Origin of the sequence: Micromonospora sp. NPDC000663 (assembly GCF_042898105.1) — a bacterium.
In the GTDB taxonomy this organism is placed as follows: Bacteria; Actinomycetota; Actinomycetes; order Mycobacteriales; family Micromonosporaceae; genus Micromonospora.
The window spans coordinates 212,143-233,898 of the sequence record NZ_JBIAYR010000003.1; the positions used below are offsets into that span (position 1 = coordinate 212,143).

A 21,756-nucleotide genomic window follows, 5' to 3' on the forward strand; every position below is an offset into this window, starting at 1 on the left:
TCCACCGTCACACTCCGCCGGTGGGCAGGGAGACGGTGAACGTGCTGCCTCGGCCCGGTTCGCTGGCCAGCTCCAGCGTCCCGCCGAGCAGCGTCACCAACCGCCGGGCGTACGGTAGGCCCAGGCCGGTGCCGCCGACACGGGTGGCGCCCGGCACCTGGTAGAACTCCTCGAAGATCCGATCGTGCAGCTCCGGGGCGATGCCGGGGCCGGTGTCGCTGACCTTGAAGCTCCACCTGTCGCCGTGCCGCTCGGCGCGCAGCCGCACCTGGCCGCGCTCGGTGAACTTCAGGCCGTTGTGCAGGAGGTTGCGCAGCACCTGGCCGAGCAGCACCTCGTCGGTGCGCAGCACGGCGGGCACCGGCGGCTCATCCACCACCAGCTCGACCTCGGGGCGGGTGGCGAGCGCGCGCAGTGTGCCGCGCAGCTGGCCGAAGACCGGGCGCAGGTCCACGTCCGCCCAGTCCGGCTCGATCCGGCCGGACTCGGCCTTGGCCAGGTCCAGAAGTTCGTTTACCAGCCCGAGCAGATCCTCCGCCGACGAGCGGATCAGACCGACCTGGCGGGCCTGCTCGGCGGTGAGCGGGTCGGAGGACGAGTCGGAGAGCAGCCGACCCAACCCGATGATCGCGGTGACCGGGGCGCGCAGCTCGTGGCTCACGTTGGCCAGGAACCGGCTCTTCGACTCGCTCGCCGCGCGCAGCTGGGCCGACTTCTCGTCCAGCTCGGCGTAGAGGGCGACCACACCCCTGTTGGTCTCCTCCAGCTCCTCGGTGAGCTGGTTGTAGAGCGCCAGTACACCCCTGTTGGTCTCGGCCAGCTCGTCGTTCAGCACCGCCAGCTCGTCGCGCTGGCTGCGTACCTCGTCGAGCGCCGCGATGAGCTGCCCGTTCTGGACTGTCAACTCGTCAAGCGCGCTGGCCGGCGCGGTGCGGCCGAGTTCGGTACGGAACTCGGCGAGCCGCTCCGGGGTCGGCGTCGGCGCGCTGGCCGGGACTCGTCGGGACATCCTCACGACCGTAACCCCCTCGACGGTCGACACGCTCAGTGTGTCGACCAGTCGGGACACCGCGCCGGACTGCGGCTCGTACCGGCCGCCGGGCAGCGGGGTCACCGGGGCCAGGTCGGCGCGGAGGTGGAAGCGGCCGTCGATGCCCGCATCGATGTGGAACGAGACGTCGGCGCCGCCGGTCGTACGCAGCAGGTCCCGGGCGACCTCGCTGAGCGCGGTGGCGATCCGCACCTGGTCCTGGTGTTCGAGGCCGACCACGGCCGCCACCTCCCGGCCCCGCTGGCGGATCACGAAGATGTCCTGCTCGACCCGCAGCGCCATCTGCAACAGCGGCAGCGCGGCCGGCTCCGCGGTCATGTCCAGGACCTCGCTACCAGTACGCAGGCGTCGTCGCGTCGTACGCCGGCGTCACGCAGCAGGGTGGCCGCCATCACCAGTGGTGACCGCTCGGCGAGACCGGGATAATCGGTCAACCGCCACCGGTCGACGACCCCGTCGCTGTGCATCACCAGCCGGGCGCCCGGCCCGAACGGGTAGTCGTACTCCCGGATTGTCGGCCGCTGGTGCCCGGCGATGCCGGGCAGCGACACCAGTCCCCGCCGCTGCCCGTCCCCCTCGACGATCACGCCGGAGATGTTGCCCAGCCCGGCGTACCGCAGCATGCCCCCCTCCGCCAGTTCGGCGACGGCGAGCGCGGCGCCGCGGGTGTGCGACATGCTCCGGTGCAGGTGTCCGACGACTGCCGCCGGCGGGCCGGCCGGGGCGCTGCGGAACGCGGCAAGTGCCGCCTCGGTGGCGTTGTTGGCCAGTGGGCCGTGCCCCAGGCCGTCGCTGACCAGCACCTGGTGGCGGCCGTCGGCGACCCGGACGGCGTACCCGTCACCGCTCACCGTCTCGCCTGTGATCGGCCGGACGAGGGCGCCGGCCCAGGACACCCCGGGCGGCGCGGCGGGCCAGACCTGTACGGCGAGGACGGTGCCCCGGCCGGGCAGCGAGTACCCGTCGAACCAGCTGGCCTGTCGGACGATCGCGCCGAGGCCGATGCCGAGGGTGCCGCTGGTGGAGTGCCCGTCCCGGGACGAGACGGTCAGGTCGGCCATGCCGGGCCCGGAGTCGATGGCTACCAGTTCCACACCGGCCTCCCCGGCGCGGCGGACCGGCCGCAGCAGCAGGACACCGTCGTCGGCGTGCTTGACCAGGTTGCTTGTCAGTTCGGCGGCGACGATGGCGAGGTCGGCGATGCGTGCCGCACCCATCTCCACCTGTGCGCCGAGGCGTTCGGCGGCGCGTCGGACGGCGCTTGCTGCGCTGCCGGCGTCCACCCGGAACCAGATGCCGCTGTCGGTGACCGCGTCCCCGCTCACCGTGACCACTTGGTCACCGTGATGCGTGTTCCGGTCTCCGCCGACGTCTCGATCTGGAACTCGTCGACGAGCCGGCGGGCGCCGCTGAGGCCGAGGCCGAGGCCACCGCCTGTGGTGTAGCCGTCGGTGAGGGCCAGATCCAGGTCGGGGATGCCGGGCCCGGAGTCGGCGAAGACGATCTGTACGCCCTTGCGTCGGCCGTTGTCGACGATCACCACGTCGACCGATCCGCCGCCGCCGTACACCAGTGTGTTGCGGGCCAGTTCGCTCGCCGCCGTGACCACCTTGGTCTGGTCGACGAGTGACAGCTTGACGGCCACCGCCACGGCACGGACCAACTGCCGGACGCGCACCACGTCCTCGTCGCTGCGGATCGCCTGCGCCTGCGGCTGGCCCAGGTCGACGCCAGTAGTCACAGCGTGGCCGTCTCGGCGTCCGGATCGTCGTCGAGCTGGTACTCGAGCTCGTCGGCGCGGGCCGCCGCGATCAGTTCCATGCCGCGTTCGACGTTCAGCGCGGTACGGATGCCGTTCAGCGACAGCCCCAGTTCGACAAGGGTGATGGCGACGGCGGGTCGCATCCCGACGACAACCGTCTCGGCGTCGAGCACCTTGGAGATCGACGCGATGGTGGAGAGCATCCGGCCGACGAAGGAGTCGACGATGTCCAGGGCGGTGATGTCGATGATCACGCCGTGGCAGCCGGTGTCGACGATCCGCTCGGCGAGGTCCTCCTGGAGCTGGACCGCGGTCTGGTCGGACATGTCGAGCTGAATGGAGACCAGCAGGATGTCGCCGATCTTGAGGATCGGCACGCGTTCCATCAGGCGTCCCTACGCGGCTGGCGACGGGGGGTCTCCACACCGGTGAGCCGCAGCACGTGGCGCAGCGCGTCGGCGAGGCTCGCCTTGGTGGCGATGTCGCCGAACTCGATGCCGAGCGCGACGATGGTCTGGGCGATCTGCGGCCGGATGCCGGAGATGATGCAGTCGGCGCCCATCAGTCGGGCGGCCACCACTGTCTTCAGGATGTGCTGGGCGACCTGGGTGTCGACCGCCGGGACGCCGGTGATGTCGATGATCGCGTACGGCGAGCCGGTGTCGACGAGGGTCTGCAGCAGCCGCTCCATGACCACCTGGGCGCGCGCCGAGTCCAGGGTGCCGACCAGCGGGACGGCGACCACACCCTCCCAGAGCTTGACCACAGGCGTGGAGAGCTCCAGGAGCTGCTCGGCCTGGTCGGCGATCAGGCTCTCGCGGGTGCGGACGAAGCTCTCGAAGGTGAACAGGCCCAGCTCGTCGATCAGCTTGGAGAAGGCGATGTAGTCGTGCAGCGCGTTGGCGCCGCCGGCCTCCTGCACCAGCTCGGCGAGCACGTCCTTGAGCGCGAAGATGCTGATCGTGGTCTCGCTGGCGGAGAAGCCCTGCCGGGCCCGCCCACGGGACAGTTCGGTGAGCGCGGCACGCAGCTCGCCCGAGCTTTCGGCGGACAGGTCGACGGCACCCTGCCCGGCCGTGGTGGTGATGGCGCTGTGCAGATCCTGGACCTGCCGGCGCAACTCGGCCTGGCTGAGCCGGCCACGCAACGAACCGGTGACGATCTCGGTCCACCGAGCCGTGACCTGTTCGGCGTGTCCGCCGAGCAGTGCGGCGAGCCGACCACTTTCCTCGGCGTTCAACGCCATTGCGAAACCCCCCTCGACCTGGAACGGCCGGACTCTACCACCGGGAACTGGCGAACTACTTGCCCCGTAGCAACGGAAATGAGGATGGCCACCGGATAGCGGCTCCCCTTCTGCGTACGACCCCGGTCGTGGGATACCGTTCCCCCGATAACAGGAGGTCTGCCATATGTCCCTGACGGTGCACACGGAACAGCGCGGCGACGTGGTCGTCGTGTCGGTCGCGGGCGAGCTGGACATGGCGACCGCACCGCAGTTGCAGGACCAGATCACCGACCTGCTCGACAAGGGCCGTAACCGGCTGGTGTTCGACCTGGCGGACGTGTCGTTCTGTGACTCGACCGGTCTGTCGGTCTTCGTCCGCGCCAAGAACAGCTGCGACGAGGCCGGCGGTGTGGTGCGGCTGGCCGCCCCGCAGCGCGGTGTGCTGCGCATCCTCGAGGTCAGCGGGCTGGTCGAGGTGCTGCACACCTACCCGACGGTGGATGAGGCCGTCGCCGGCGAACCGACGCCGGCGTCCTCCTGACCACTGCCGTCGATCACTCGTCCTCGACGTAGCGGGGACGAGCGATCGCCATGCCCGCCGCCGTCTGCACGGCGAGCGCGGCCAGCAGGAATCCGATCGGCGCGGTCCAGCCGCCGGTGATCTCGTAGAGGATGCCGACCATCAGCGGGCCGAGCGCCGCGATGACGTACCCGGTGCTCTGCGCGAACGCGGAGAGCGCGACGGTCCCCTCGGCGGTGCGCGCGCGCAGGCCGATGGCGGTCAGGATCATCGGGAACGCGCCCTGGCCGATCGCCAGCAGGGTCACCCAGAGCAGCGCCGCTCCGCGCGGCGCGAGCGCCAGCCCCAGGTAGGCGAGCGTCGACGCGGTGGTCAGCCCGAGCACCAGGGGCCGCAGGCTGGTCATCCGGCCGGCCACGGTGGGCATCAACAGCGCGATCGGCACGCCGAGCGCGGTCACCCCGGCGAGCAGCAGCCCGGCGGCCTCCGGCTGGTAGCCGGCGTCGCGGAACAGCTGGGCCAGCCAGCCCATGATCGCGTACCCGCTGAGTGACTGCGCCCCGAAGTAGAGGGCCATGGCCCAACCCAGGCGGGTCCGCGCCGGCCGGACCCGGGTGGGCGCGGTGACGGCCGCCGTCGCGGTCGCGCGCCGTGCGCGCGCCCGGGCCCGCAGCGCCAGCGGCACCCACGGGAGTACGGCCACCGCAGCCATCGCGGCCCAGACGCCCAGCCCGGCCCGCCAGGAGCCGAAGGCGTGCGCGATCGGCACGGCGGAGGCCGCGGCCACCGTCGTCCCCAGGGTCAACGCCATCGTGTACGCCCCGGTGACCAGCCCGGTGCGGTGCGGGAAGTGCTGCTTCACCAGCATGGGCAGCAGGATGTTGGCGACCGCGATGCCGGCCAGCGCCAGCGCGCTTGTGAACACGAAGACCCAGGCCGAGTCGGTGGTGGCCCGGAGCACCTGCCCCGCGGTGAGGGCGAGCATGGCGACCACGAGCACCCGGGCCGGCGCCACCCGGCGGACCAGCCACGGGGTGAGCGCGCCCAGCCCGGCGAACGCGATCGTGGGCAGCGTGGTGACGAGGCCGGCCATGGCGCCGGAGAGCCCCAGCCCGTCGCGGACCTCGTCGAGCAGGGCGCCGAGGCTCGTCACCACGGCACGCAGGTTGAGCGCGACAAGCAGCATCCCGACCAGTACGAGCGCGCCACCGGTCGCCGGGTGCGTCCGACGCCCCGCCTGGTCGCGCGCCGGGCCGGTGTCGACGGCGACGGCGACGGGAGCGGGAGCCGCCGGAGCGGCGGTGGGTGGCGGAGTCATGGCCTCTAACCTACAATCATGGGATGAATTTGGGCCCGGTGATGTAACGAGTGCCACCGTCTGTCGATTCCGCCTCCGCGCCACCGGTGCCACCGCACGGCCAGCCCGCCGTGCCACCCCGCGGCCACCGCGTCCGGCAGACCATCGAGCAGCTCCGGGCCCGGATCCTCGGCGGTGAGTGGCCTGTCGGTGGGCGCATCCCCACCGAGCCGCAGCTCGTCGCCGCGCTGGGCGTGGGACGCAACACGGTCCGCGAGGCCGTCCGCGCCCTGGTGCACGCCGGGGTGCTGGAGTGCCGGCAGGGCTCCGGCACGTACGTGGTGTCCACCGACGAGCTGGCCCCCGTGGTGGCCCGCCGACTCGGCGACGACCGGATGACCGAGGTCATCGAGGTGCGGCGCGCCTTCGAGGTGGAGGCCGCCCGGCTCGCCGCGCTGCGGCGTACACCCGAGGACCTGGCGGCGCTCGACCGCGCGCTCGCCGACCGCGAGGCCGCCTGGCACGCGGGCCGGGTCGACGCGTTCGTCGAGGCCGACGCGGCGCTGCACACGGCTGTGGTCGCCGCCGCGCACAACGCCATGCTCGCCGAGCTGTACGCCTCGGTCGGCGCGGCCCTGCGCAGCACCGTCGCCCAGGCGATGGGTGACGCGCTCACCCCCGAGCGTTACGTCGACCACTCCCGGCTGGTCGAGGCTATCCGGGCCGGCGAGCCCGGTCGGGCGGCGATCGAAGCCGGCGCGTTTCTGGAGCCCGCCCGCGAGGCATAGGTTGTGCCGGACGGAAAACCGGACACCTCGGGAGTACGGATGCTCAAGGGCTTCAAAGATTTCATCATGCGCGGCAACGTCGTCGACCTGGCGGTCGGTGTCGTCATCGGTGCCGCGTTCACGGGCGTGGTCACCCAGCTCACCAAGTCGTTCCTCGAACCGCTGATCCGCGTCTTCGTGCTGCTCATCACGGGCAGCGACAAGGGCCTGGCCGGCACGGCTCCCACGTTCCGTGGCATCCCGTTCGACTGGATCGCCTTCATCAACGCGGTGATCACCTTCCTGCTCACCGCGGCGGCGCTCTATTTCCTGGTCGTCTACCCGATGAACCGGCTGGCCGAGCGGCGCAAGCGGGGCGAGGAGCCGCCGCCCTCGGCGCCGAGCGAGGAGGTCAAGCTGCTCACCGAGATCCGGGACGCCCTGGTCTCGGCCGGGCACACCACCCCGGGCCAGCAGCGCGGAGCGCTCGACGACGTGCTGGGTCGCCGGCACGAGCCGCCGGCGCAGCGCTGACGCCGAACGGATGCACATCGGCCTCTGTGGGAATCCCGCAGGGGCCCGCATCTTCTCGTACGTATGTTCGATAGAGTCCCGCCATGGAGCAGCGAAAGCACTGGTGGAACGGGAAGTGGGGGCGGCTGGCCCGGCGGGACGTCTTCCTGCGGGTGGACGCCGACCGGTGGCATGTCGAGCAGCGGGCCGGCGGCGCCGAGGGCATCTCCCGTTTCTACGAGTACGGCAGTGCGGACGAGGCCGAGGAGACGGTCCGGGCCCTTCTCGACGGCACGGACACCTGGCGGGAGCTGTCTCCCCGCCCGCCGGGCGGCTGGTCGACGTCCGGCTGACTCCGGGGCTCACGGCCGTCGCGGACGCGGCCGAGGGGCGGTACTGCTCTCGAGGGGTATGACACCTGGGTATGAATATGACCCACGGTCATACCCGGCGCACCACCGCCCGTCCCGGCGTTTAGCGGCTCGCCGCCCCGGGAACCGCTGGAGGATGGATCAGCAGGACGAGCAGCAGGCGACCATCTCGCGGATCACCACCGGGATGTCGGTGATCGACGTTGCCGGCACCGAGGTCGGGACGGTGGATCTCGTCCAGCGGGGCGATCCGAACGCGGTGACCGTGCAGACGCCGGCCGCCGACCCGGGCAGCAGCCTGGACGAGCTGATCGAGGCGACGGCGGTCGAGGAGCCGGACGTGCCGGCCGACCTGGCGGCGCGGCTGCTGCACACCGGCTACCTGAAGGTCACCACCGAGCTGACGCAGAGCGGCGCGGTCTACGTACCGGCCGACCAGATCGGGGCGGTCGCCGACGGTCGGGTGCGTCTCGCCGTGGGCGTGACCGACCTGCCTCCCGAGGAGTAATCCACCCGCCTCATGACGACGCCCGCACCCGGTCGGCCGGGACGTCGTTACGTCGCTGATCCGGTGTCGATCCCTCCGACGGAGCCTCGGGAGCGGATCGGCGGTGGAAGAGCAGCAGCATCAGGCAGCCGGCGACCAGTCCCCAGAATGCGCCGCCCACACCGATCAGCGTCACCCCGGAGGCGGTCACCACGAAGGTGACGACGGCGGCGTCGCGGGTCGCCGGGTCGGTCACCGCCGCCGCGAGCGCCGTGGCGAGCGCACCCAGCAGGGCCAGACCGGCGACGGCCTCGATGAGGATCGGCGGGGCGACGGCGACAAGCGCGGTGGCGACGCCGGCACCCAACCCCAGCAGGGCCAGTCCGACGCCAGCGGTGACCGAGGCGACCCACCGGCGCTCAGGGTCCGGGTGGGCGTCCGGGCCGGCGGCCAGGGCTGCGGTGATCGCCGCGAGGTTCACCGCGTGCCCGCCGGCCGGTGCGGCGAGCAGGCTGGCCAGTCCGGTGGCCCGCAGCGCGGCCCCGAACGGCGGCCGATAGCCGTAGCCGACCAGCACCGCCAGGCCTGGCACGTTCTGCGCGGCCATGGTGACCAGGAACAGCGGCAGGGCGAGTCCGACAAGCGCGGACGCGTTCCAGGCCGGCGCGGTGAGAGTGACCGACGGGATCAGCGCGGCGCCGCCCACGCCTGTCGACGGCGAGGTCAGCGCGATCGCCACGACCGCCACGAGCAGCGCGCCGGGCACCGCCCAGCGGCGGGCGAACCGGTGCAGCAGCAGCCAGCCGACCACCACCGGGCCGGCCACGGTGGGCACCTCGACGAGCGCGCGGACCGGGGCGGTGCACAGTGGCAGCAGCACCCCGGCGAGCATCGCGCCGGCCACCGGCTTGGGGATGGCGGCCACCGCCCTGCCGAGGGGCGGGAACAGTCCGGCCGCGACGATCAGCAGGCCGGAGACGAGGAACGCGCCCACCGCGACAGGCCATCCGCCGGGCGGTGACCCGGTCGCCACGAGCAGCGCCGCGCCCGGCGTCGACCAGGCCACGCTCATCGGTATCCGGTGTCGCCAGCCCAGCCAGACGGCGGTGAGCCCGCACGCGACGCAGAGGGCGAGCAGGCCCGAGGCCGCCTGCGCGTCCGACGCGCCGGCGGCCCGGAGGCCGGCCAGTACGACTGTGAACGAACTGGCGAAGCCGACGAGTGCGGTCACCACGCCGGCCAGCACCGGTTGCGCGCGTCCAGCCATCCCACCCTCCCCGAGCGTTCCGTTTACGGAACGACAGCGTGTAGCACGATAGCCGGGTGCCGCACCCACCACCAGCCCGTCGGCCGGGCCTCGACGTGGACCCCGCAGTCGTCGGACGCCGGGTCCGCGCCCTGCGCGAGGAGCGGGGGATCTCGCTGTCCACACTGGCCCGGCTCGCAGGCGTCGGAAAGGCCACCCTCTCCGGCCTGGAGAACGGCACCCGCAACCCGACCCTGGACACGCTCTGGGCAGTCACCGCGCAGCTCGGCGTACCGTTCACCGCCCTGCTCGCCGAACCGACAGCCGAGCCCGTCGTGCACGGCACGGCCGTCACCGCAACCCTGCTTGAGGTGTTCACCGACACCGACGCGACCTACGAGCTGTACCGGATGCGCGTCGCGCCAGGCGTCACGCAACTCTCCCCCGCCCACCAACCGGGCGTCACCGAACACATCACCGTCTTCGCCGGTGTGCTGCGGGCCGGCCCGGCCGACGCGCCGCTCACCGCACCGGCCGGCGGTCACCTGCGCTGGGTCTCGGACGTGCCGCACACCTACGCAGCGGTGGGTGACGAGGAGGTCGCAGCCAGCCTGCTGCTGCGCTACCCGAGCCGTCCAGACCGGAAATCGCAATCATTTCTCGACCCGACGCAGGAGCCGTAGAGACGAACGCGGGTTGTTCTTGGCAAGCTTGTCCCCATGACGCTGATCCTCCGCTCGGTCATCCTCAACGACATCGGCCTGGTACGCACCAACAACGAGGACTCCGCCCTCGCCGGTGACCGCCTGATCGCCGTCGCCGACGGCATGGGCGGGCTGCCCGCGGGTGAGGTGGCGAGCGAGATCGTGATCCGGATCCTGGACGAGCTGGCCCCGCCCACCGACCCCGACGGGGCCGCGGACGCCCTGCGTGCCGTGGTCAGCACCGCCAATCAGCGCATCCACGCCGCCATCACCGTCGACCCGACCCGTGAGGGGATGGGTACGACGCTCACCGCGGCGCTGCTCGCCGGGGAGACGCTGGTGCTGGCCCAGGTCGGCGACTCCCGCTGCTACCTGCTGCGCGACGGGGAGCTGACCCAGCTCACCCGCGACGACACGTTCGTGCAGGCGCTCGTCGACCAGGGCACGCTCTCCCCCGACCAGGCCCGGCACCATCCGCAGCGGTCCCTGGTGACCCGGGCCGTGCAGGGCGCCGACACCCCGCCGGCCGTCGGTGTGCTCGCCGTCGTGCCCGGCGACCGGCTGCTGCTGTGCAGCGACGGGCTCTCCGACTACGTCGAGGACGACGCCATCGCCGCGGCGCTGGGCATGTACGCCGACCGCCAGCAGTGCGGCGAGCAGTTGGTGAAGCTGGCCCACCACGCCGGCGCTCCGGACAACGTCACGGTCGTCGTCTCCGACGTCACGACTCGCTGACCTCGCCCGACCCGTCCGAGCGGTCACCTGACCGTCCGGCCGGGTCTCCGGTCGGCCTCGGTAGGTAGTTGTGCCATCTAGGTTGCGCCGCTAGTGTCCGCCTGTGGATTCCGACAGGCGCGGGCAGTGGCTGCGGGGGGTGCTCGACATCTGCGTACTGGCCCTGCTGGCCGAGCGCGAGTCCTACGGCTACCAGCTCGCCCAGGCGCTCGACGCGGCGGGCGTCGGGCCGATCCAGGGCGGCACGCTCTATCCGGTGCTCCTGCGCCTGCAGAAGACCGGCCTGGTCACCGCGCAGTGGCGCGAGGGCAGCGCCGGGCCCGCCCGCAAGTACTACCGGCTCACCGACGACGGGCACGCGGCGCTGCGCTCGGGCGGCAGCGCCTGGCTGACCTTCGTCCGGCCGGTGAACGACATCGTCACGAAGGGGGTCGCCGGGTGAACGCCGACTACTGGCTCCGCGCGCTCACGGCCGAGCTGCACCAGCGCCGGGTCGCGCCGGACGCCGTCCGGCACGTGGTCGCCGAGGCCGCCACACACCTGCGCGAGGGAGGCGGCGACCCCTGGGTCGTCTTCGGTCCACCCCAGCAGTACGCGGGCGCGATAGTGGAGAGCATCGGCACCGCGCCCGCCCCGCGACCCGGCCCGGTCCGGCTGCACGCGACGGGCATCACCAAGCGGTACGGCCGACAGACCGTGCTGCGCGACGCCTCGCTCACCGTCCGGGCCGGACAGATCGCCGCCGTCGTCGGCGCGAACGGGTGCGGCAAGAGCACCTTCCTGCGGATCTGCGCCGGGCTGATGTCTCCCGACGCCGGCGAGGTGACCGTCTCCGGGCGGCTCGGCTACTGCCCGCAGTCCGGCGGCACCGCCGACTTCCTGCTCGCCGACGAGCATTTCGTGCTCATCGGCGCGGGTCAGGGGGTGCCGCGGGGGCCCGCCCGTCGCGCCGGTCGGGTGGCCGCCCGACAGCTCGGCTGGGAGGCGGGCGGGGACACCCAGGCCCGACATCTCTCCGGCGGCACCCGGCAGAAGCTCAACCTGACCATGTCCACCCTCAGCGAACCCGACGTGCTGCTGCTCGACGAGCCGTACCAGGGCTTCGACCAGGGCACCTACGTCAACTTCTGGGACCAGCTCGGCCGGCTGCGCGACGCGGGCACGGCGATCGTCGTGGTGACGCACCTGCTCAACCAGCTCGACCGGGTGGACATCGTGCTCGACCTGACCCCGGCACAACAGTCCGGGCGGGTCGCGCCCGGCGTTCGAGGAGGCCGCGCGTGACCCGGCTCGTCACAGTCGCCGAGATGACCGTACGGGATCTGCTGCGGCGTCGGGGCGTACTCCTGCTGTTGTTGTTGATGCCGTTGACCTTCTACCTGATCCGGCGGGACGCCTACCTCGGGCAGTCGGTCCGGTCGCTGCTGCTCGGCGTGGGTTGGGCGGTGAGCACCGCCGCGCTCTTCGCCACAAGCGCGGCGCGGGAGCTGGAGCCGAGGCTGCGGCTGGCCGGCTACCGCCCGCACCACCTCTACCTGGGTCGGATGCTCGGCCTGTGGACGGTGGGGCTTGTCATCTCCGTACCGTTCCTCCTGCTGCCCGTGCTCGACGGCGCGGACCTGCGGTACGGCGGCCTGGTCGCCGCGATGCTCTGCTCCGTGGCCGTGGCGGCGCCGTTCGGGATGTTGATCGGCACTCTGCTGCCCCGCGAGCTGGAAGGCACGCTGCTGCTGCTCACCGTGGTGACGGTGCAGATGCTCATCGACCCGGCCGGGTCGGGGGCGAAGCTGACGCCGTTCTGGTCGAGCCGGGAGATCGCCACCTGGACGGTGGACCACACCGACGCGGGTTACCTCAGCCGGGGCCTGCTGCACGGGCTCGTCGTGACCGCCCTGCTCGTGCTCGGCGTGGCCACAGTCGCGAGTGTGCGGCTGCGCCGCCGCCGGCACCTGCGCCACCTGCCCGTCGGCTGACGGATCCGGCCAATCCGGTTGCCGGCGCCGGCACGGCGGGTTGAGATGAGCGGATGACCATCCGACGGGTGACCGCCGACGAGCGTCTCACCACCAGTTTCCCGCTGGCCGCGTACGCGTTCGAGTCGTCACCGCTCGCCGCGACGCGGGTCGAGCAGTTCCGCGACTACCTGCCCTACCACCAGGGCAACACGACGCTTGCCGTGCAGGAGGACGGCGAGACGCTTGCCGCCGTCTCGGCCATTCCGATGCGGCAGAACCTGCGCGGAACGGTCCTGCCGATGGCGGGCGTCGCCGGGGTGGCCACCCATCCGCTGGCCCGCCGGCAGGGGCACGTACGGACGCTGCTGCACCGACTCCTCGACGAGATGCGCGACGAGGGGCACCCGCTCAGCGCGCTCTACCCGTTCCGGCCCAGCTTCTACGCCCGGTTCGGTTACGTGGGCCTGCCCAAGCCGCGCACCGTCACCTTCACGCCCGCGGATCTGGGGTCGCTGCTGCGTGCCGAGCTGCCCGGTGAGTTGGGATGGGAGCGGATCGCCACCGGCTATCCGGTGTGGCGCGCGTTCACCGAGCGCTGCCTCGCGCAGCGGCACGGCTTCGCCGTCTTCCCTGACTACCGGGACGCCGGCCTGCGCGACCGGGACGAGTACTGGCTGGTCACCGCCCGGGTGGACGGCGCGCTCACCGGCGCGGTCACGTACCGGATCGACGAGCACGGCGGCACCCTGCACGGCAACGAGCTGCTCGCCACCGATCCGCTCGCGCGGGCGCTGCTGTTGCAGTTCTTCGCCAGGCACGTCGACCAGGTCGATCGGGTCACCGTCCAGGTCCCGCCGGACGAGCTGCCGGAGCTGTGGCTCACCGACCTGGACGTGCACGTCGAGGCGCGGGTGGGCCGGCCGGGCTCGTCCGCGCCGATGGCCCGGCTGCTGTCGCTCGACGCGCTGCGCGGGCTGCCCGCCGGGCCGGGCCGGGTACGCGTCGAGCTGACCGGGGACCGGTGGCTGACCGGCACGCATCTGCTGGACGGCACGACAGGCACCCTGGAGGTCGTCGCCGGTGACAGCGGCCCGGCGCCGACAGCCACGCTCACCGCCGCCGGGCTCTCCGCCCTGGCGTACGGGGTGCTGGACCCGGTCGAGCTGCCGTTGCGGGGGCTCGGCGACGTCCCGGCCGACGCCGCCGCCGAGCTGCGCGGCATCTTTCCGCGCGCGGTGCCGTACCTCTTCGCGGACTTCTGAGCGCGGTTTGCCGCGGGTGCCCCACCGGGCACGGTCCCGGGAATGCCGGAGTGGTTGCAGGCGGGTTCTCGCCCGACGTGGCGCTCGGCACCGCAAGCGGTCCGGCGACCAGCAGCCCTCCGAGGGCGACAAGCCCGGCTCCGGCTCGGCGATCGCCGTGGGCGCGCTGCTTGGACGGCATACCGGAATCGGTGGTGATCGGTGCCAGCCTGCTCAGCGGTGGCGCGGTCAGCGTGGTCACTGTGGTGGCGGTGTTCCTCAGCAACGTGCCGGAAGGGCTGTCCAGTGCGGCCGGCATGCGTCAGGCCGGCCGGTCCCGACGGTACGTGTTCCTGCTGTGGACCGGGATCGCGCTGGTCAGCGGGGTCGCCGCACTGGTGGGCAACACGCTGCTGGACGGTGCACCGCCGGAGGTGCTGGCCGCCATCACGGCGTTGGCGGCCGGGGCGATCCTCGCGATGATCACCGACACGATGGTCCCGGAGGCGTTCGAGAACGCCCACCTGCTCGTCGGTCTCATCACTGTCGCCGGCTTCCTGACCGCCTTCGCCCTCTCCCACGCCGGAGCGTCCGCCCAGCCCTGAGCCGGGGATCGAACCGGCATGGCGGATTCGTCTCGACGCCGTGACGGCTCCTAGCATCACCTGGTGCGCATGACGTCGCTAGCCGCTCTGCTCGTCCTCGGTGTCGCCACCGCGACCCTTCCCGCCTGCGCGTCCGACCAGCCGACGCCGGCCACCGCGCCGACCGCCTCGTCCGGGGCCGTGACGACCGGCGACCAGGACGTCGTGCCGGCCGGCCGCGACGGCCTCGGCGGTCCCGGGGCGAGCGCCAGCCCGAAGCCCGCGACGAAGGCGCTCGCGGCCGGCAACCCGAACGGCAAGGCCTCCGTACCTGCCGAGGCCCGCGCGGTGGACACCTCGAAGCCGACCCGGACCATCGGCACCGGCACCCCGGCGAGCTGCACCTCGGCGGCTGTGGTGAAGGCCGTCGCCGCAGGAGGCGTCATCACGTTCGACTGTGGACCGGCCCCGGTGACGATCAAGATGGCCGCCACCGCGAAGGTCCGCAACGCCAACGGGCCGACTGTCGTCCTGGACGGCGGCGGCACTGTCACACTCAGCGGCCAGGGGCAGCGCCGCATCCTCTACATGAACACCTGCGACGAGGCCCAGGGCTGGACCACCTCGCACTGCCAGAACCAGGACCACCCGCAGCTCACCGTGCAGAACCTGATCTTCGCCGACGGCAACTCCACAGGCGACAGGGCCGAGGGGGGCGGCGGTGGCGCGATCTTCGTGCGCGGCGGGCGGCTCAAGGTGGTCAACTCGCGCTTCGTCGACAACCGCTGCGACCGCACCGGCCCCGACCTGGGTGGCGCGGCCGTCCGGGTGCTGAGCCAGTACGAGAACAAGCCGGTGTACGTGGTGGGCAGCACCTTCGACGGCGGCTCCTGCTCGAACGGAGGGGCGCTGAGCAGCATCGGCGTGTCGTGGGTGGTGCTGAACAGCCTGCTGAGGAACAACGAGGCGATCGGCAGCGGCGCCAACCCGGCCAAGTCGGGTACGCCAGGCGGCGGCAGCGGCGGTGCGATCTACTGCGACGGCAACGAGTTCACCGTCCGCATCGCGGGCACGGTCATCGAGAACAACAAGGCAAACGAGGGCGGCGGGGCCATCTTCTTCGTCAGCAACAACCGCACCGGCACCATGAAGATCGAGAACTCGACAGTGCGCCGCAACCCCAGCGGCACGTTCGAGACCGCCGGCTACCCCGGCATCTTCTTCCTGGGAGCGCGAAACCCCACGGTGACCAGCTCCAAACTTCAGTAGGGGTTGCCCTGGCCCGGTGGCCTTCCCGCGAGGAGGCCGCTGGGGCGGCCGGGCTGGTTCGCGACTGCGGACATCGGCGGGCTGCCGGTGTGGTCGCCGCCTGCCATCCCGATGAACAGCTCCTTGAGGGCGGTGAGCGCGTCGATCTTCGGCGTCCAGCCCAGCTCGGTCTCCGCCCGCTCACTGGACATCAGCGGCGCGTTCAGGCCCAGCTCCACCCAGCCCTGATCGACAGGTTGCAGCCGCGCCCGCCAGGTCAGCGCCGCCGCCACCCGCAGCACCGGCGCCGCGACAGGCACCGTCCAGCCGTGGAAGTGCCGGGCCACCAGCTCCGGGGTCAGCACCGGGTCCGCGGCGACATTGAAGGCGCCGCGCGCATCACCCAGAACCGCCCTGGCGTACGCGTCAGCCACGTCATCGGCGTGCACCGCCTGCATCCGCAGCCGGCGGTTGGCCGGTACGAGCGGGATCCGGCCGAACCGCAGCAGCCGCACCGGCGCGAACGGGCCCAGGAAGTAGCGGGTGATCTCCACCCCGGCGTCCCGCTGGAAGATCAGCCCCGGCCGCAGCCGCACCACCCGCAGCTCGGGACGCTCCCGCTCCAACCCGTCCAGCAGCGCCTCGACCTCCGCCTTGTGCTCGCTGTACGACGAGCCGGGCACCCCGGTGGCCGGCCACCGCTCACTGATCGGGTGATCCTTCGGACCTGGCGCGTACGTGCCGACCGACGACGCGTACACGAGCGCCGGCACCCCCGCCCGGGCCACCGCCTCGAACACCGCCCGGCTGCCGTCGACGTTCGTCCGGCGCAACACCCGCTGATCATGGCTGGGCTGGATCTGCCAGGCCAGGTGCACCACCGCGTCCGCACCCGCGAAGATCTCGGCCAGCTGGCCCGCCGCAGCCGGCGCGCCGATGTCGCAGGAGTGCCACTCCACCTGGTCGTACGGCGTACCAGCATCCGGGCCGGGCAACCGCCGAACAACCCCGGCCAGTTCTACACCCCGCTCCCGGCGCAGCCGCCGCAGCAGCGCCGTACCGACGTTGCCGCTCGCCCCCACCACCACGATCCGCATGCCCGACCCCGTACCCGTCCAGCACGCCCTCAACCGCCCGCCCCTGGCGTCGCCTGATCAACCCGGTGTACTGCTTCCCGATCAGGGGCGCGGCGAGTTCCGGACCCAGCCGTGCTTCTCCTTGCCGCGCCGGCCTGCCGTGGCCGCCAGGCAGCGCGGGCAGATCCAGCCCACCGCGTCGGCATCGGTGAGCACGTCGGTGCCCGAATAGTCGAACCGCACGTGCGGGAAGCGACGCAACCGGGTCCGGCTCAGCGCCAGGCCGCAAACGGTCTGGTTCTGGCCGGGCAGCCAGGCGTGCACCTCGCCGCCAGGCTGTCGTACGCCGTCCGGCCCGATCTCCTCCCCGGACGCCGCCACGGCCGGGCTGCCACTCACTCTCATGCCCAACGTGGTTCCCCGGCCGTCCCCACCCATGCGCGGAGGCCGGCGATGTCGCTTGATCCACTCCACATCGCCGACCTGGCGGTATCCACCGCCCCCGGACACCACCACATCGCCGATCTGGTGATGATCAGGTGTGGTCCGGGTCGGTGCGGCCAGGCATCGACGGCCGGCCGGAAGCCGAGAGCCAGCGGTGCCGACTGTCAGGTAACCTGAGCGCGCGGGCCGCTAGCTCAATGGCAGAGCTGTGGACTTTTAATCCATAGGTTCAGGGTTCGAGTCCCTGGCGGCCCACTCCTTCGCAGGTCAGCGGCCCTAACGAGGGCCGCTGGTGTCGCGATCAGAGCCGGTACAGCAGCGAAGTACAGCAGTAGCCGCCTCACCGGTCGAGCGTGCTGCCGAGCCGCTTGAGCGCGTCGCGGGTGGCCGCCGAGGACACCACCGTGTAGATCTCCATGGTGATGGCGAACTGCGCGTGCCGGAGGATCTGCATCGCCACCCGGGGGTGCACGTCCAGGTCGGCCAGGAGTGAGGCGCAGGTCCGCCGGGCGTCCCGGACCGTGATCCGCCGGACTCCGGCCGCGTCGCAGCGTCGGTCCCAGAACCGGTTGACATTGCGCGGCTCGACCGGCCGGCCATAACGGGTGGTGAAGATGAGATCCGACGGCTGCCAAGCCAGGCCAGCGGCGTCCCGGGCGACGGCCTGCGCCCGCCTGCGGCGGTCGAGCGCCACGGTGCAGATGTCGGGCAGTGGCAGGGTGGCGTCCGAGGCTTCGGTCTTCGTCTCCCGGTGCAGCAGTTCGGCACCGACCCGCTGAAGCTGCCGATCGATGGTCAGCTCCCCCGCGTCGAGGTCGACGTCCGCCCAGGTGAGCCCCAACATCTCGCCCTTGCGCAGACCGAGCACCAGGACCAGGACGTACGCGGCGTAGAGCGGGTCATCGTCAGCACGAGCCGACTCCAGGAACCGCCGCGCCTCGTCGCTCGTCCACGCCTTCCGCTTGCGCTTCCGCACCGGGGGCAGCTTCACCAGGGATGCAACGTTGCGGGTGATCAGCCCTTCGGTGATCGCCTGGGAGAGCAGCGTCCGGAGCACGGTCCGCAGATGCGTGACGCTGGTTGCCGAAGGCAGATCCTGGCAGCAGCGGCCGAGGGCACAGCAGCGACGTTGGGCGGGCTTGCGCCGCTCGTCCTTGCCCTGGGCGCAGCACTGGCAGGTCCGGCCCACCTCGTTGATCCAGGTCTGCACGTCGCTGACCCGGAGCTTGTCGAGGCGCTTCCGACCCAGCCCTGGCACGAGGTAGAGCCGGATCACCACCTCGTAGGTGACGTAGCTGCCGGGGGCCAGGTTCGGCTTGACAATCTCGCGCAGCCAATAGCCGGCATACTCCCCCACCGTCGGGGAGCGGGTCGCCACCGGGCCGGCCTTGGCCTGCCCGTGGAGCTTGATCCACTTGTCGTGGACCTCCTCGCGGGTCTTGCCGTAGACCCACTTCCGGCCGCGCTTCCCGTCGGGCTTCTCGACCCAGACGTACGCGGCGAAGCCGTTCCGGTAAGGGAAGATGGACCCTTCGCCGTTGGCTCGTGCGCGTGCGGGCATCAGGCGGCCTCCTGGCGTTCGACCTGTTCGCGGATGTAGTCGTCGACCCATTCGGGAAGGATGCGGCGGTACTTGCCGTCCTTGATGGAGCGCAGCTCACCGGTGGCGATCTTCATCTTGACCTTGGAAATGCCGAAGCCGAGCAGGATGGCCACCTCGGCGGGTGAGTACCAGCGTGGGGTGAGGTCATGGCTCATGCGGCGGCCCCGATGGGCCAGGCTTCGTGGGCGAGTTCCTCGCGGCCGATCCGTCTGCTCTCTCGTCGCTGCCGGGCGGCGGTGTTGGCGAGGAGCGCGTCTCCGTCGGTGAGCCAGCCGGCCCCGATGTAGGTGAGGGTGCCGACGGTGACGGTGTCGGCGGGGTCGTCGTCTTCGGTGCGGTGGTAGGTGGCGCGGGTGTCGCGGAGCAGTCGGAAGGTGACTGAGTAGCGGCGGGCTTTGGTGAGGAAGTGGCCGCCGAAGCCGAGCATGTGCGCCCAACGCCGCAGCCCGGCGTAAGCGTTCGGTTCGGTGTCAAGCCTGTCTTGACGGTCGTCGTCCGTTGTGGCGCCGCTGGCGGTGTCGGTGTGGACGGGCCTGCCGAGGTGCCAGCACGCGTCGATGAGGCGGGCAGTGTGGTCGCCTTCGGGGTCGGCGTAGTCGTCGACGGTAGCCGGGGTCAGCCGGGTGAACGAGTGGCCGGTGGCCTCGGTGGCCTTGGTGGCGTACTTGGCGAGGTAAGCGGCCACCTTTTCGTCGGTCAGTTCGCCGCTGGCGCTGTTGATGCGTCGGACGTCGACCTGTCCGCCCCAGGCCACCACCCAGCCTTCCGGCTGGTCCGGGTGCGCGGGCGTGGTGACGGTGATCCGGGTGACAGCGGCGTGGACCGCTTCCTCCAGGTCGTCGACGGTGATACCGGCCGGCGGCGGCACCAATGCGTCCGCGTCGTCGGCGTCGACGCCGTCGAGGCGCAACAGGACGTGGAAGTGCACGGCAGCCCGGCGCTGCATCTCGGCGACCTTGCCATGTGACACCCGCACCGGCGGCACCCAGCGGACCTTGCCCGAGGCGGTGACGGCCCGGACGAGCGGGATGCCGCGCTTCCGGCAAAGGGCGGCGAGGTGGCGTTCAATGGCCTGCTTGGTGCGACGCCACAGCTCTCCTGAGAAGTAGTTCCAGACGACCTGGTGGGTTTGGTCGTAGCAGTCCAGGCACAACGGCTGCCCGAGCCGTGGATCGTCGGCGTCGTGGCGGGCGAAGCACGCCGCGGGCTGCCCGTGTAGGCAGGTGCCAGCGGTGCTCCGGGCGCGGCAGGGCGCGGGCCGGCAGTCGCAGCGCTGCCGGGTGGCGCAGGTGTGGCGGGCGACGTGCCGGTGGTGGACAGCGCCGAAGGATGGTGCGGTGAAGGTGGCGAAGACGGCCGGGTGCCGGCCGACCGACGCGGGGAGGCCCTTGCCGCCGGTCAGGCCGCAGCGGACCAACTGGTAGGCGTCGCCCTGGTAGACCCAGGCGCAGTCCTGGCACTGTGATTCGCGGCGGTTGCCGCACGCCTTGTAGAGCGTGCGATCGGGCAGCTCGTCGGTGTGAAGCCGGTCGGTGATGCGGCCAGTGTTTCGGTCGACGGCGGCGATGGTGCCGGTGAGGCGGATGGGGCGGGAGCAGCCGCCGGCGGGGCGGGTGTGCTCCAGCCAGCCGGAGAACTCCGGAGAGGCAGCGCGGTGCAGGACCTGGGCGTCACGGCCGACGGCGGGACCGGGACGGTAGATGGTGAGCGGGGTGGACACGACTGTCTCCTCATCAGGGGGTGGCAGGGACCGGAGACGAAGCACCACCAGCCGTGGACGTGGGTCCGCTGGTGGTGTTCGTCGTGTCTCCTGGCACCGCCGAGAGGGCGGCTGACGCCGGAGGGCGGAATCGTGGTGGTGCCACTTCCCGCCGATGGATGTCCTTTCACGCTCGTGGACCTGTGAATGTGCGGCCGGCACGGGTGGGGCGCCTGGAATATCGGCATCCGGCAGGTTGCCGCAGGCTGTCCCCACCCGTGGGGAGGAGCGAATCCGGGCCATCGTGGACGGCCGGGCAGGCCGTGCTGGGCCGCTCAGCGGATTCGGGGCCGGCATAGTGGCCGGTGCGATCGAGAGCCGACGGGACGTAGCCCGCATCAGCGGCAGGAAGGCCGCTCGGCATCTCCGGAGTCGAGTCCAGCGATCCGGCACGAAAGCCGCGCTAGCGTGCTCGACGAGCGCCAGAGTAGCACCGGGCACGGACACGTCAACCCGCCGCAACTCCTGCGGCCGGGATTGGACGGCCGGCTGCCGGCCGGTGTGGGAGGACTTTCTGTACGTCTATCAAGGCGGCCCTGAACGGGCCGCACGCGCCAGCCGCCTGGGCGCGCGTCCGTCGCTCCGCTGGCGCTCCGACTCCGGCCACGCAACACGCCCGGCGGCTGGCGCGGAAGCGGGAAGCCCAAGGGGCCGCCGCAGAACGACAGGACGGTTGACGGGGGTGGTGGACCGGCAGCCGGCCAGCCGCGCGGCCAGTAGCCCGCGCGGCGTAGCACAGCGCACGCCGGCCGCGCCGGCGAGTTGGTGGCAGTCGCGTGGTTGCGGGTTACTGCGCCTCCGGCGGGGGCTCTCCGGCTCCAGGATAGCCGGGGCTGCGTCGGCGGGTCGCGGTCCGTGGGTGGTTGCGGTAGGCCATCCCGCCTGCCCTCGACCCGGGCGAGCCGAGCAGACCACCGCCCGGCCCGCCAGCGTCCGCACAAGCCGTCAAGGTCCGCTTGACGTGGCGGGCCGGGCGGCGTTCCGCTCCCCATGAGGGCGGGTCGAGGGCATACGGGATGGCAGCTAGTCGCTGGCTGGTCGGGTTGGGGTTGCTCGGGCTTGCTGCGCGGCGTGGTATCGAGCGACGTCCTAAGTAGCTGCCCTTGTGGCCTTCAGCATGATGGAAGGATGACCCGGCATCGATGGTGGCTTACCGGCATCGCAC

At 71.9% G+C, this 21,756-nt stretch carries 25 protein-coding genes and 1 tRNA gene; 14 read left to right on the forward strand and 12 right to left on the reverse strand.

From position 1 onward, the window contains the following. Positions 1–7: 7 nt before the first annotated feature. The 5 genes from ACFY1S_RS13205 to ACFY1S_RS13225 are packed head-to-tail and all read right to left on the reverse strand — an operon-like array spanning position 8 to position 4,059. Entirely contained in the window at positions 8–1,369 is a 1,362-nt protein-coding gene (locus tag ACFY1S_RS13205) for a sensor histidine kinase (protein WP_387116549.1), read from the reverse strand. Continuing rightward, complete coding sequence (locus ACFY1S_RS13210; RefSeq protein ID WP_387116552.1) at positions 1,366–2,385, reverse strand: SpoIIE family protein phosphatase; 1,020 nt, start codon at positions 2,383–2,385, stop codon at positions 1,366–1,368. Before ACFY1S_RS13210 ends, ACFY1S_RS13205 begins: the two co-directional genes overlap by 4 nt. After that, on the reverse strand, positions 2,373–2,792 hold the full coding sequence (locus tag ACFY1S_RS13215) for an ATP-binding protein (RefSeq protein WP_387116555.1): 420 nt from the start codon (positions 2,790–2,792) through the stop codon (positions 2,373–2,375). The genes ACFY1S_RS13210 and ACFY1S_RS13215 overlap by 13 nt, the downstream gene beginning before the upstream one ends. Further along, positions 2,789–3,199 carry an STAS domain-containing protein gene (locus ACFY1S_RS13220; protein ID WP_364369450.1) on the reverse strand — a complete coding sequence of 137 codons (411 nt, stop codon included), beginning with the start codon at positions 3,197–3,199 and terminating at the stop codon, positions 2,789–2,791. Before ACFY1S_RS13220 ends, ACFY1S_RS13215 begins: the two co-directional genes overlap by 4 nt. Beyond that, positions 3,199–4,059, reverse strand: coding sequence for an STAS domain-containing protein (locus ACFY1S_RS13225; RefSeq protein ID WP_387116558.1), 861 nt, complete (start codon positions 4,057–4,059; stop codon positions 3,199–3,201). The genes ACFY1S_RS13220 and ACFY1S_RS13225 overlap by 1 nt, the downstream gene beginning before the upstream one ends. A gap of 166 nt (positions 4,060–4,225) precedes the next feature. Here ACFY1S_RS13225 and ACFY1S_RS13230 point away from each other — a divergent pair, with 166 nt between their 5' ends. After that, complete coding sequence (locus ACFY1S_RS13230; RefSeq protein WP_007454464.1) at positions 4,226–4,582, forward strand: STAS domain-containing protein; 357 nt, start codon at positions 4,226–4,228, stop codon at positions 4,580–4,582. Positions 4,583–4,595: 13 nt separating this feature from the next. Here ACFY1S_RS13230 and ACFY1S_RS13235 read toward each other — a convergent pair whose 3' ends face one another. Next, the gene (locus ACFY1S_RS13235; RefSeq protein ID WP_387116562.1) at positions 4,596–5,879 is read right to left on the reverse strand and encodes an MFS transporter; all 1,284 of its coding nucleotides are present in this window, start codon (positions 5,877–5,879) and stop codon (positions 4,596–4,598) included. A 50-nt stretch (positions 5,880–5,929) separates the two neighbouring features. Between ACFY1S_RS13235 and ACFY1S_RS13240 the strand changes: the two genes are divergently transcribed. The 4 genes from ACFY1S_RS13240 (at position 5,930) to ACFY1S_RS13255 (ending at position 8,017) form a co-directional block, all read left to right on the forward strand. Further along, a complete protein-coding gene (locus tag ACFY1S_RS13240) occupies positions 5,930–6,646 on the forward strand; it encodes a FadR/GntR family transcriptional regulator (protein WP_387116565.1) in 717 nt (238 codons plus the stop codon). Positions 6,647–6,685: 39 nt separating this feature from the next. Further along, complete coding sequence (gene mscL / locus ACFY1S_RS13245; RefSeq protein WP_387116568.1) at positions 6,686–7,159, forward strand: large conductance mechanosensitive channel protein MscL; 474 nt, start codon at positions 6,686–6,688, stop codon at positions 7,157–7,159. Positions 7,160–7,242: 83 nt separating this feature from the next. Further along, the gene (locus tag ACFY1S_RS13250) at positions 7,243–7,491 is read left to right on the forward strand and encodes a hypothetical protein (RefSeq protein WP_387116571.1); all 249 of its coding nucleotides are present in this window, start codon (positions 7,243–7,245) and stop codon (positions 7,489–7,491) included. Between the two features lie 154 nt (positions 7,492–7,645). Then, complete coding sequence (locus ACFY1S_RS13255; protein WP_387116574.1) at positions 7,646–8,017, forward strand: hypothetical protein; 372 nt, start codon at positions 7,646–7,648, stop codon at positions 8,015–8,017. Between the two features lie 10 nt (positions 8,018–8,027). Here the strand turns inward: ACFY1S_RS13255 and ACFY1S_RS13260 are convergent, their stop codons facing one another. Then, positions 8,028–9,263, reverse strand: coding sequence for a benzoate/H(+) symporter BenE family transporter (locus tag ACFY1S_RS13260; protein WP_387116577.1), 1,236 nt, complete (start codon positions 9,261–9,263; stop codon positions 8,028–8,030). 56 nt (positions 9,264–9,319) lie between these two features. Here ACFY1S_RS13260 and ACFY1S_RS13265 point away from each other — a divergent pair, with 56 nt between their 5' ends. The 8 genes from ACFY1S_RS13265 (at position 9,320) to ACFY1S_RS13300 (ending at position 15,730) form a co-directional block, all read left to right on the forward strand. Then, positions 9,320–9,925, forward strand: a complete 606-nt coding sequence (locus ACFY1S_RS13265) for a helix-turn-helix domain-containing protein (protein WP_387116581.1) — start codon at positions 9,320–9,322, stop codon at positions 9,923–9,925. A 36-nt stretch (positions 9,926–9,961) separates the two neighbouring features. Continuing rightward, a complete protein-coding gene (locus ACFY1S_RS13270) occupies positions 9,962–10,681 on the forward strand; it encodes a PP2C family protein-serine/threonine phosphatase (protein ID WP_387116585.1) in 720 nt (239 codons plus the stop codon). A gap of 103 nt (positions 10,682–10,784) precedes the next feature. Beyond that, positions 10,785–11,123, forward strand: coding sequence for a PadR family transcriptional regulator (locus ACFY1S_RS13275; RefSeq protein WP_364369473.1), 339 nt, complete (start codon positions 10,785–10,787; stop codon positions 11,121–11,123). After that, positions 11,120–11,965, forward strand: a complete 846-nt coding sequence (locus ACFY1S_RS13280; protein ID WP_387116588.1) for an ATP-binding cassette domain-containing protein — start codon at positions 11,120–11,122, stop codon at positions 11,963–11,965. The genes ACFY1S_RS13275 and ACFY1S_RS13280 overlap by 4 nt, the downstream gene beginning before the upstream one ends. Continuing rightward, positions 11,962–12,654 carry a hypothetical protein gene (locus tag ACFY1S_RS13285; protein WP_387116591.1) on the forward strand — a complete coding sequence of 231 codons (693 nt, stop codon included), beginning with the start codon at positions 11,962–11,964 and terminating at the stop codon, positions 12,652–12,654. The genes ACFY1S_RS13280 and ACFY1S_RS13285 overlap by 4 nt, the downstream gene beginning before the upstream one ends. A gap of 53 nt (positions 12,655–12,707) precedes the next feature. Further along, entirely contained in the window at positions 12,708–13,898 is a 1,191-nt protein-coding gene (gene eis / locus ACFY1S_RS13290; RefSeq protein WP_387116594.1) for an enhanced intracellular survival protein Eis, read from the forward strand. A 191-nt stretch (positions 13,899–14,089) separates the two neighbouring features. Next, positions 14,090–14,482 carry a hypothetical protein gene (locus tag ACFY1S_RS13295; RefSeq protein WP_387116597.1) on the forward strand — a complete coding sequence of 131 codons (393 nt, stop codon included), beginning with the start codon at positions 14,090–14,092 and terminating at the stop codon, positions 14,480–14,482. Between the two features lie 69 nt (positions 14,483–14,551). Beyond that, on the forward strand, positions 14,552–15,730 hold the full coding sequence (locus ACFY1S_RS13300) for a hypothetical protein (RefSeq protein WP_387117643.1): 1,179 nt from the start codon (positions 14,552–14,554) through the stop codon (positions 15,728–15,730). Here the strand turns inward: ACFY1S_RS13300 and ACFY1S_RS13305 are convergent. Next, a complete protein-coding gene (locus tag ACFY1S_RS13305) occupies positions 15,724–16,806 on the reverse strand; it encodes an NAD-dependent epimerase/dehydratase family protein (protein WP_387116599.1) in 1,083 nt (360 codons plus the stop codon). The genes ACFY1S_RS13300 and ACFY1S_RS13305 overlap by 7 nt on opposite strands. Positions 16,807–16,887: 81 nt before the next feature. Beyond that, a complete protein-coding gene (locus tag ACFY1S_RS13310; RefSeq protein ID WP_387116602.1) occupies positions 16,888–17,190 on the reverse strand; it encodes a hypothetical protein in 303 nt (100 codons plus the stop codon). Positions 17,191–17,412: 222 nt separating this feature from the next. On the opposite strand from ACFY1S_RS13310, the gene ACFY1S_RS13315 reads away from it, so the two are divergent. Next, positions 17,413–17,484 (forward strand) — tRNA-Lys (locus tag ACFY1S_RS13315). 85 nt (positions 17,485–17,569) lie between these two features. Here ACFY1S_RS13315 and ACFY1S_RS13320 read toward each other — a convergent pair. Genes ACFY1S_RS13320 through ACFY1S_RS13330 form a run of 3 tightly spaced genes read right to left on the reverse strand, consistent with a single transcriptional unit; the run spans position 17,570 to position 20,552 of the window. Next, a complete protein-coding gene (locus tag ACFY1S_RS13320; RefSeq protein ID WP_387116605.1) occupies positions 17,570–18,790 on the reverse strand; it encodes a tyrosine-type recombinase/integrase in 1,221 nt (406 codons plus the stop codon). Continuing rightward, complete coding sequence (locus tag ACFY1S_RS13325; RefSeq protein ID WP_387116608.1) at positions 18,790–18,987, reverse strand: excisionase family DNA-binding protein; 198 nt, start codon at positions 18,985–18,987, stop codon at positions 18,790–18,792. The genes ACFY1S_RS13320 and ACFY1S_RS13325 overlap by 1 nt, the downstream gene beginning before the upstream one ends. Next, on the reverse strand, positions 18,984–20,552 hold the full coding sequence (locus ACFY1S_RS13330; RefSeq protein WP_387116611.1) for a replication initiator: 1,569 nt from the start codon (positions 20,550–20,552) through the stop codon (positions 18,984–18,986). Before ACFY1S_RS13330 ends, ACFY1S_RS13325 begins: the two co-directional genes overlap by 4 nt. Between the last annotated feature and the right edge of the window lie 1,204 nt (positions 20,553–21,756).

Excerpts from the sequence above, each read along its gene's own strand:
- ACFY1S_RS13205 (WP_387116549.1), bottom strand. The coding sequence starts at position 1,369 with ATGACCGCGGAGCCGGCCGCGCTGCCGCTGTTGCAGATGGCGCTGCGG.
- ACFY1S_RS13220 (WP_364369450.1), bottom strand. The coding sequence starts at position 3,199 with ATGGAACGCGTGCCGATCCTCAAGATCGGCGACATCCTGCTGGTCTCC.
- ACFY1S_RS13225 (WP_387116558.1), bottom strand. The coding sequence starts at position 4,059 with ATGGCGTTGAACGCCGAGGAAAGTGGTCGGCTCGCCGCACTGCTCGGC.
- ACFY1S_RS13230 (WP_007454464.1), top strand. The coding sequence starts at position 4,226 with ATGTCCCTGACGGTGCACACGGAACAGCGCGGCGACGTGGTCGTCGTG.
- ACFY1S_RS13235 (WP_387116562.1), bottom strand. The coding sequence starts at position 5,879 with ATGACTCCGCCACCCACCGCCGCTCCGGCGGCTCCCGCTCCCGTCGCC.
- mscL (WP_387116568.1), top strand. The coding sequence starts at position 6,686 with ATGCTCAAGGGCTTCAAAGATTTCATCATGCGCGGCAACGTCGTCGAC.
- ACFY1S_RS13250 (WP_387116571.1), top strand. The coding sequence starts at position 7,243 with ATGGAGCAGCGAAAGCACTGGTGGAACGGGAAGTGGGGGCGGCTGGCC.
- ACFY1S_RS13255 (WP_387116574.1), top strand. The coding sequence starts at position 7,646 with ATGGATCAGCAGGACGAGCAGCAGGCGACCATCTCGCGGATCACCACC.
- ACFY1S_RS13260 (WP_387116577.1), bottom strand. The coding sequence starts at position 9,263 with ATGGCTGGACGCGCGCAACCGGTGCTGGCCGGCGTGGTGACCGCACTC.
- ACFY1S_RS13270 (WP_387116585.1), top strand. The coding sequence starts at position 9,962 with ATGACGCTGATCCTCCGCTCGGTCATCCTCAACGACATCGGCCTGGTA.
- eis (WP_387116594.1), top strand. The coding sequence starts at position 12,708 with ATGACCATCCGACGGGTGACCGCCGACGAGCGTCTCACCACCAGTTTC.
- ACFY1S_RS13300 (WP_387117643.1), top strand. The coding sequence starts at position 14,552 with ATGACGTCGCTAGCCGCTCTGCTCGTCCTCGGTGTCGCCACCGCGACC.
- ACFY1S_RS13305 (WP_387116599.1), bottom strand. The coding sequence starts at position 16,806 with ATGCGGATCGTGGTGGTGGGGGCGAGCGGCAACGTCGGTACGGCGCTG.
- ACFY1S_RS13310 (WP_387116602.1), bottom strand. The coding sequence starts at position 17,190 with ATGAGAGTGAGTGGCAGCCCGGCCGTGGCGGCGTCCGGGGAGGAGATC.
- ACFY1S_RS13320 (WP_387116605.1), bottom strand. The coding sequence starts at position 18,790 with ATGCCCGCACGCGCACGAGCCAACGGCGAAGGGTCCATCTTCCCTTAC.
- ACFY1S_RS13325 (WP_387116608.1), bottom strand. The coding sequence starts at position 18,987 with ATGAGCCATGACCTCACCCCACGCTGGTACTCACCCGCCGAGGTGGCC.